Genomic DNA, 6,990 nt, shown 5'->3' with positions numbered 1-6,990 from the left:
TTCTCTTTTGGCCATAATTAATTCTCTCCCGACTTTTTATGAATCAAGTTTATATGACCTTAACGAATCTGTCCAATCAAGTGTAACCTATCCAAATTTATACAGTAACAAAAAAACAACCCTGAGGTATGGAAACCTCAAGGTTATTGTTATTAGAGTTATTTAGTTAACTTAATTACTTTCCAGTTGCGTTTCTTCTACAACAACATTTTCCTCAATTGGGCGTGCGCGATACACGATAAATGATAAGATTACCGCAATGAGTGTAATCATAAAGATAATAAAATAAACATGTTCGATCGCAACAACCATAGATTGAGTTACGGACTCTGGAGCTAATGGATTTGCCACACCTTCCAAATAACTTGCTTGTTTGGAATTTAAAATGCTAATAAATACAGATACACCAATTGCTCCACTTAATGGCTGTAATGTTGACATCACCGCTGTACCATGCGGATATAAACGTTTCGGGAGCTGATTCATCCCGTTTGTTTCGGCTGGCATCATCGTTGCAGATACACTAAGCATTATTAAAATAAAGCCAGCTACGATTACCCAAGGCGGTGTTTCTGCTGTCAAACGACTAAACATAAACATCGTACCAGAAAGGACAATCGTCGCAGGTATCATCATTACTCTCGGTCCAACTTTATCAAATAGCGCACCCATAAACGGACTCATAATACCATTGAGAATACTACCTGGTAACAATAACAAGCCTGCTGCCGCTGGGGCTAACATCATCGGTCCTTGCATGAATACCGGTAAAATTAACTCCGATGAAAACATCGTCATTACAATAATCACGAACATGACTACTGCATGGGAAAACATAGGTAACTTAAATACTCGTAAATCCATTAATGGTTCTTCAAGCTTAAATTGTCTAATCGAAAATAGGATAATAGCTATTAACCCAACACTAATAGTGATTAACACCTCAGGCGTTAAGAAGCCAGCTTCACTCTCGCCTACAGAACTAAATCCATAGATGATCGTTCCAAAACCAATCGTTGAGAATATAATGGATGGCCAATCAATTTTGGGCTTCGTTATTTCGGATACGTTAATTAAATATTTATATCCGAATATTATGGAAAATAACGCGAATGGAATCACTGTAATAAATAAAAATCTCCATCCTAAATAATCAACAATTACACCCGATAATGTTGGTCCAATCGCAGGTGCAAACATAATAACTAAACCAACAATACCCATGATTTTACCTCTTTTATGTGGTGGGTATATCAACAAAAATACGTTGAACATAATCGGCATTAATAGTCCTGTTCCAGCCGCTTGGATTAATCGCCCAATAAGCAATATAGAAAACGTTGGTGCGATAGCTGCTATGATGGTACCAATCGTAAAGACAGTCATTGTTCCAATAAATAATTGTCTCGTTGTAAACCACTGCATAAACAGCGGAGAAATTGGAATCACAATACCCATTACGAGCATAAATCCAGTTGCTACCCATTGTACGGTTGGTAGAGAAATGCTAAATTCCTGCATTAATGTTGATAGCGCTATGTTTAAAAGAGTTTCGTTCAGTATCGCAAAGAACGCACCTATAATTAATGCCATCATAATAGGCAATGTCTTTACATTTGGATTTTCTGATAAGTACTCATATTTTTCTTCTTTAGATTTGCTCATGATTTCACCTCGGTTATGATAATTATCTACTATACTATTTATTTACAACTCACTTATTGACTTAAAGACAAGTAAAGAGAGGACATATTAATCCTCTCTATAAAAAACAATATCTAGTTTTCAATAAATATCCAGACTAATTCCGTACCGACAGAACTCCTACGTGTATTGGATTAGCGGTAACTGGGAAGCCTAATCTGGTTGTCACGGACACAATTAAAAATTTATTTTTAAATAGCTATAGTATCATAACAAAACTGTCTTCATAACACAATATCTTTTTGAAAAGTTTTTTCTAGATGCTGGATTAATCTCCTATTGAGTATTATTCAACTGCTACTTCGTAGTCTTTATGAATTTCTAGAGAATATTCTTCGATATCATGATGCTCTAATTTCTTTTCGATACTTTGCGCAACCTCATCTTTATCCTCAGTATCATCGATTACGAAGTATAAAGTGGAATCAGTAGTAAGAACAGAGTAAGCAAGAATATCATATTCATCCCATATTTCATCTAGAATACGAGATAGGTCATCCCCTTCTGTAATCTCTTCATTAGAGTAATGAAGATTGAACCATACTAATAGGATGATGGCACATGCAGCAATCAATGAAAAAATAGTTCGTTTCATGAAATATGTAACTCCTTTAATTTATAATTGATTCAAATTTATTACTCTTGTAAAATAATTTAGAATCTCCTTATTATGTGTAACCACTACAATTGTCTTTCCTTGCTTATTCAATAATTGTAAAGATTCTAAAATGTTTTTTTCATTTTCATCATCCAAGCTGGCAGTTGGTTCATCAGCAAGAATTAATTCACTATCTTGAAGAAGTAAACGAATAATGGCAATTCTTTGCTGTTCTCCGCCACTTAATTGATAAACCATTTTATTCGATAAGTGAGTCAAACCAAAGTCTTTTAATAATTGATTAATTTTCATTTTCTCGTTTTTCTTATTTATTTTTTTATATTCTAGTGCTAGTTGCAGATTCCACATGACTGATTCATCTTCTACTAACCCATAATTTTGAAATAAATAACCAATTTTATGGCGCCTTAGTAGCATTGCTTCTTTTGAGTGTATAGCGATATTCTTTCTATCAAAAAGGTGAATTTCACCTTTATCTTTTTTGGTAATAAGTCCGATTAAATTTAATAATGTCGTTTTCCCACTACCACTTTCCCCTACTATTGCAACCATTTCTCCTTTTTCTATCATTAAATTAATGTTCGTTAAGATTTTTTCTTTACCATAATTCTTCTCGATATCCTTCAGTTCAATAACTGCCATTTTTCATCCTCCTTTTACTACTTGATGTAGATCTTTCTTAATCTCATACTGATAAATGATGATTAATACTATGAAATCAATGATTAATAGCGTTGTATATATAAATGGATTAAATGAAATTAACAAAGAAAATAAATTTCCAAACAATAAAATCGAGTAAACAACCGTCTGTCCTTTGAAAACTTTCCACATACTGAATCCATAAATATATTGCATCGTATACTTGCGTCGATTGGACACAATGTCAACATAGTTAGAAATCACAATCACAAAGATTAGAGTAGCTAGGAAAAGTATAGAGAATAAAAAGGTATTATATAGAATAAATTGAACGAAATGAATTTGATCATTTAAAGGTGTTAATAAGGTGGCTACATTTATTAAAGAATCTAGTTGGTGATTCACTAATACGTTATGAAACGTTTCTCTTTCCTCCAGCTTGAAATACATATTACTTGCATTAAGCAAATCTAAATAATATAGTCCACTAAACTTACCTTGATCTACAATAATGATGGGGTCTATTAGTTTAAGTTCTTCTTCATTATCTAAATTAAATTGTCCCATTATGTCAAATTCTTGATTATTAGCAGAGTACAGAATATCAATTTCATCAATTGTTATCTCTTTTGAATCTCGAACTCCATAGAATGTATGATAGTTATAATAATCGGCGATTTTTTCTTGATAGATGTCACGAATATTTTGTTCCTCCGATTGATACTTTTCTGGTACTATAATTAGTGGACGATCGCTTTGAAGGTTATTTAAAACATTTCCTTCTATATTTTTAATCGGCAGAAAATCTTTAATATATCTTTGATTTGCTACGATATAATTATCGGTCTGCGAGTTATAGATATCTTCTTTTTCCAAACCTTGTATTTTTAAGTAGTTAGCTGATAAAAAGTCTAAAACAGCAGCATCATTGATATACATTTGATCTTTTGCATCAAAATATTCGTACATATCTAGTATTCGACCTGAGTACTCTTCCACCAGATCCACATCATTCATAATTTGATCGTATTGATTAGAATTAAATCCATTTGAAGTAAAATATCCGCTTAATTGTGTATGCTTTTCTAAAGCTTGTTGGCTAGCGTTATACGATTGATACGCATCTACACAGTAAGAAATCGAAACAGTAATTGCCATAATTAAAATAATCTTAGTAAAATAGAGAATATAGTTTAATCGATTTGAAAACACTTTGTTTTTGATCATTAATTGAATATCAATAAACCTTACGTGTAACTGTGTCAACAAGAATAATAAAAGGTTCACAATTATAACGGAAATCATAAAGATTATTAAATATAAGAAATACCTATTTACAATTCCACTTTCACTAAAAAATGCAAAATAGATATGATGAATCACTATTATAATTAGAGCAATTGCCAACTCCATAAAGAGAATATTTCGCAAGGTTTCATAAATCATTTTTATATTAGAAAAACCCAACATCTTCTTCACAGCATTTACTTTTATTCTAGTGAAAGTAAAAATAAAGAAGACTACAACTGTAAGAAGAACGAGTAATCCTAGGTTTAAGCTGTTTTGCCAAATAATTTGAGAATAATTAACATGTTGATGATAAGAAGATATTTTTAGTCCAAGGTTATCAGCTATTTCTTCCACCTGCGCCTCAGCTAAATCTGTATAAAATACTCCATTGTTATCTATAAATTCTTCTTTTGTTAATAAGTAATAATGGAAAGTCCTATCTGATCTTATAGATGGCACCTTATTTAGTTGTTCTATATCACTATGAAAAATTTCATACAAAAATGTTTGGTCTTGAGTAACTGGAGTTTTTATTAATTGAAGATTGCAATTTAAGCTGCTACAAACTTCCATTATCTCATCATATAATGTGTTAAGGTCGTCACCGGAATAGTCTTGTAGTGCATAACCCTCTAATTTTGAATCACCGACGTTGTTTAATTCAATTATATCGTAGAGAGATTGATGGAATATCACGGATAGTAAAAACATCTGTGCAAATATAAATAACATTAATAACTTTTTCATTAAATACAAGCACACCTTTCTAGGCAATGATGTTTAGGGAGAAGAAGAATTGTAATTAATTACAATCTAATTCTCATAAACTACAAAACTCTCCACCAATTATCTCTTATAATAATCATAATGAGATGTTTCATTACAGTACCATTTTCTTTTTGCTTCCTTATACGCCTTATCATTTTTCCAACCAGAATTGTAAGTATTTCCACACACCTTTACGGCAGCCCATACTTTATATTTTGTACTATCATTCGGTTTCGTATCATGTATATCAGAATATACATGCGTTCCTGTTTGTCCACCTTTATAAACTAATTGCGTGCCTGGTATAGCTGCTGAAATACTTAATGGAACTAAGACTAAGAGAGCCATAACTGTAATAATGATTTTTTTAATATTCTTCATTATGAATTCCTCCTAAAATTTTATCCTCCTTCTCCCTTACAATAGATGTATAAAATTACAATAATATACATTGGAATAAAATTCAATATGTTTCTTCACATTTTTTAAATAATTTACATATATTTAAAATCTTATAATAGATTTCTCGTTTTTCAGTATTATTACGTCTAGTTTGCTGAACCTATTATTTTTTTATATAGCAGTGACGCAAAAGTTACAGAATTTAGCAACCATCTCAGAAATTAAACAAATATAGTAATCTATGTCGTATTAACAAAGCTAGTATTATATGATGAAACATTGCAGGAATTATTTTTAGCGATTACCCAAACAAATTATAGGTAGGCTCTCTGAAGTAGGGGGTGATAATTATAAGGTTATTCGATAGAAGGTTTCCTATCAAAGCATGTTGATAGGAAATGGTTCGTTATTTTTTCAAATCTTTCAATACTACTTATACCTTTTTCCATTTCATTAAAAGTTCTTCTTCAGCAGTCGGTTCGTCTATTAGTTCTTCACTAATTAAAAAACCGTTTTTCAAATAGAAGTTAACAGCATTTTTATTTTTCTTGTACACCTTTAATTGGATAGTATTGCTGTGTTCTTTTACGAAGTTTAATAATCTTTTTCCGTACCCATGCCCTTGATGATGAACATCAATAAACAGTGCAGCTAAGTAATCATCAACCATAGAAGCAAAGCCCACAACTTCTTTTTCATTACGGATAACATATGTTTCTGACATTGGTAAATATTTTTCTTTCATATCTTCTTGCTGTGTTTTCCAGTAATCTTTATTAATAAAATTATGTGCTGTGATAGAACCCTCGTACCAAATTTCTATTAATTTATTAACATCTGACTCTATGTATTTTGTTATATTCATGTTTCTTCCTCCGTTATTACGAACTGTTCATCGATTTCTTTACGACTATCTTCATCTATCCAATCACTATACTCCTTATATATTAGACGAATTATTTCCTTATTAGTTGCAATGATTTCGCATCCTCGATCATCATAAATATAAAAAATCACATTTTTTGTAACATTTATAAAAAATACCTCCGGGTTGTACGAATAATCTGGGGTACTTATAGTTGGTTTTAGCGAAGAAAAATCTTGATTACAGATCGCTTTAATGAGTAACGGATACGAAATATCTTGTTTCTTACATTCTAAGGAAAATTGAGAAGAGAAATAGTAATCTTCTTCATCAAGCAAGTAGGATACTGTTTTTTGTCTCAACTGAAATCGGATGGTTTTGTTTTTTATGTAATGGCGATAAACCTTCATTTTCCTGATACTCTTTTTCGTATCTTGCTTAGTTTGATGAATATTCGTAACCAAAAACATCGTATCTTCATCTGAGAAGATCATATTAAATAGAGTTAAGGCTTGATTGTAAACAGCATTAAAATAATTCTGATTGAGCTCATCAGTCCTATTATTCATTTGATACAAGCCTTTTGCCAATTCAAAATGAAGCCTATTATTCCACTGAGAATATAGACTTGGCTTTAAAACAAGGCCAGGAAAATTAGTATTTAGATAGTCTTGTAATTCCATTTTTATCCTCCAAATCT

The 6,990-nt window shown here is 31.4% G+C and carries 7 protein-coding genes; all 7 read right to left on the bottom strand.

Annotation, left to right across the window (positions count from 1 at the left end; all coding sequences use genetic code 11):
* Positions 1 to 171 precede the first annotated feature (171 nt).
* The 7 genes from GGQ92_RS14945 to GGQ92_RS14915 all read right to left on the bottom strand — a co-directional run bounded on the left by GGQ92_RS14945 (position 172) and on the right by GGQ92_RS14915 (position 6,973).
* Entirely contained in the window at positions 172 to 1,665 is a 1,494-nt protein-coding gene (locus GGQ92_RS14945) for an MDR family MFS transporter (RefSeq protein ID WP_184250827.1), read from the bottom strand.
* Positions 1,666 to 1,990: 325 nt separating this feature from the next.
* On the bottom strand, positions 1,991 to 2,299 hold the full coding sequence (locus GGQ92_RS14940) for a YolC/YozM family protein (protein ID WP_184250824.1): 309 nt from the start codon (positions 2,297 to 2,299) through the stop codon (positions 1,991 to 1,993).
* Between the two features lie 21 nt (positions 2,300 to 2,320).
* Positions 2,321 to 2,965, bottom strand: a complete 645-nt coding sequence (locus GGQ92_RS14935; protein ID WP_184250821.1) for a putative bacteriocin export ABC transporter — start codon at positions 2,963 to 2,965, stop codon at positions 2,321 to 2,323.
* Between the two features lie 3 nt (positions 2,966 to 2,968).
* A complete protein-coding gene (locus GGQ92_RS14930) occupies positions 2,969 to 5,002 on the bottom strand; it encodes a hypothetical protein (protein ID WP_184250819.1) in 2,034 nt (677 codons plus the stop codon).
* A 99-nt stretch (positions 5,003 to 5,101) separates the two neighbouring features.
* Positions 5,102 to 5,404: a hypothetical protein gene (locus GGQ92_RS14925; protein ID WP_184250816.1), complete on the bottom strand. Its 303-nt coding sequence runs from the start codon at positions 5,402 to 5,404 to the stop codon at positions 5,102 to 5,104.
* A gap of 454 nt (positions 5,405 to 5,858) precedes the next feature.
* A complete protein-coding gene (locus GGQ92_RS14920; RefSeq protein ID WP_184250814.1) occupies positions 5,859 to 6,290 on the bottom strand; it encodes an N-acetyltransferase in 432 nt (143 codons plus the stop codon).
* On the bottom strand, positions 6,287 to 6,973 hold the full coding sequence (locus tag GGQ92_RS14915; protein WP_184250811.1) for a DUF3885 domain-containing protein: 687 nt from the start codon (positions 6,971 to 6,973) through the stop codon (positions 6,287 to 6,289). The genes GGQ92_RS14920 and GGQ92_RS14915 overlap by 4 nt, the downstream gene beginning before the upstream one ends.
* Positions 6,974 to 6,990 lie beyond the last annotated feature (17 nt).

It is taken from the genome of Gracilibacillus halotolerans, assembly GCF_014206945.1.
GTDB classification, from domain to species: domain Bacteria; phylum Bacillota; class Bacilli; order Bacillales; family Amphibacillaceae; genus Gracilibacillus; species Gracilibacillus halotolerans.
The sequence above is the reverse complement of the archived record's forward strand: the minus strand, read 5'-3'. Positions and strand labels throughout refer to the sequence as shown.

Excerpts from the sequence above, each read along its gene's own strand:
- GGQ92_RS14945 (WP_184250827.1), bottom strand. The coding sequence starts at position 1,665 with ATGAGCAAATCTAAAGAAGAAAAATATGAGTACTTATCAGAAAATCCA.
- GGQ92_RS14940 (WP_184250824.1), bottom strand. The coding sequence starts at position 2,299 with ATGAAACGAACTATTTTTTCATTGATTGCTGCATGTGCCATCATCCTA.
- GGQ92_RS14935 (WP_184250821.1), bottom strand. The coding sequence starts at position 2,965 with ATGGCAGTTATTGAACTGAAGGATATCGAGAAGAATTATGGTAAAGAA.
- GGQ92_RS14930 (WP_184250819.1), bottom strand. The coding sequence starts at position 5,002 with ATGAAAAAGTTATTAATGTTATTTATATTTGCACAGATGTTTTTACTA.
- GGQ92_RS14925 (WP_184250816.1), bottom strand. The coding sequence starts at position 5,404 with ATGAAGAATATTAAAAAAATCATTATTACAGTTATGGCTCTCTTAGTC.
- GGQ92_RS14920 (WP_184250814.1), bottom strand. The coding sequence starts at position 6,290 with ATGAATATAACAAAATACATAGAGTCAGATGTTAATAAATTAATAGAA.
- GGQ92_RS14915 (WP_184250811.1), bottom strand. The coding sequence starts at position 6,973 with ATGGAATTACAAGACTATCTAAATACTAATTTTCCTGGCCTTGTTTTA.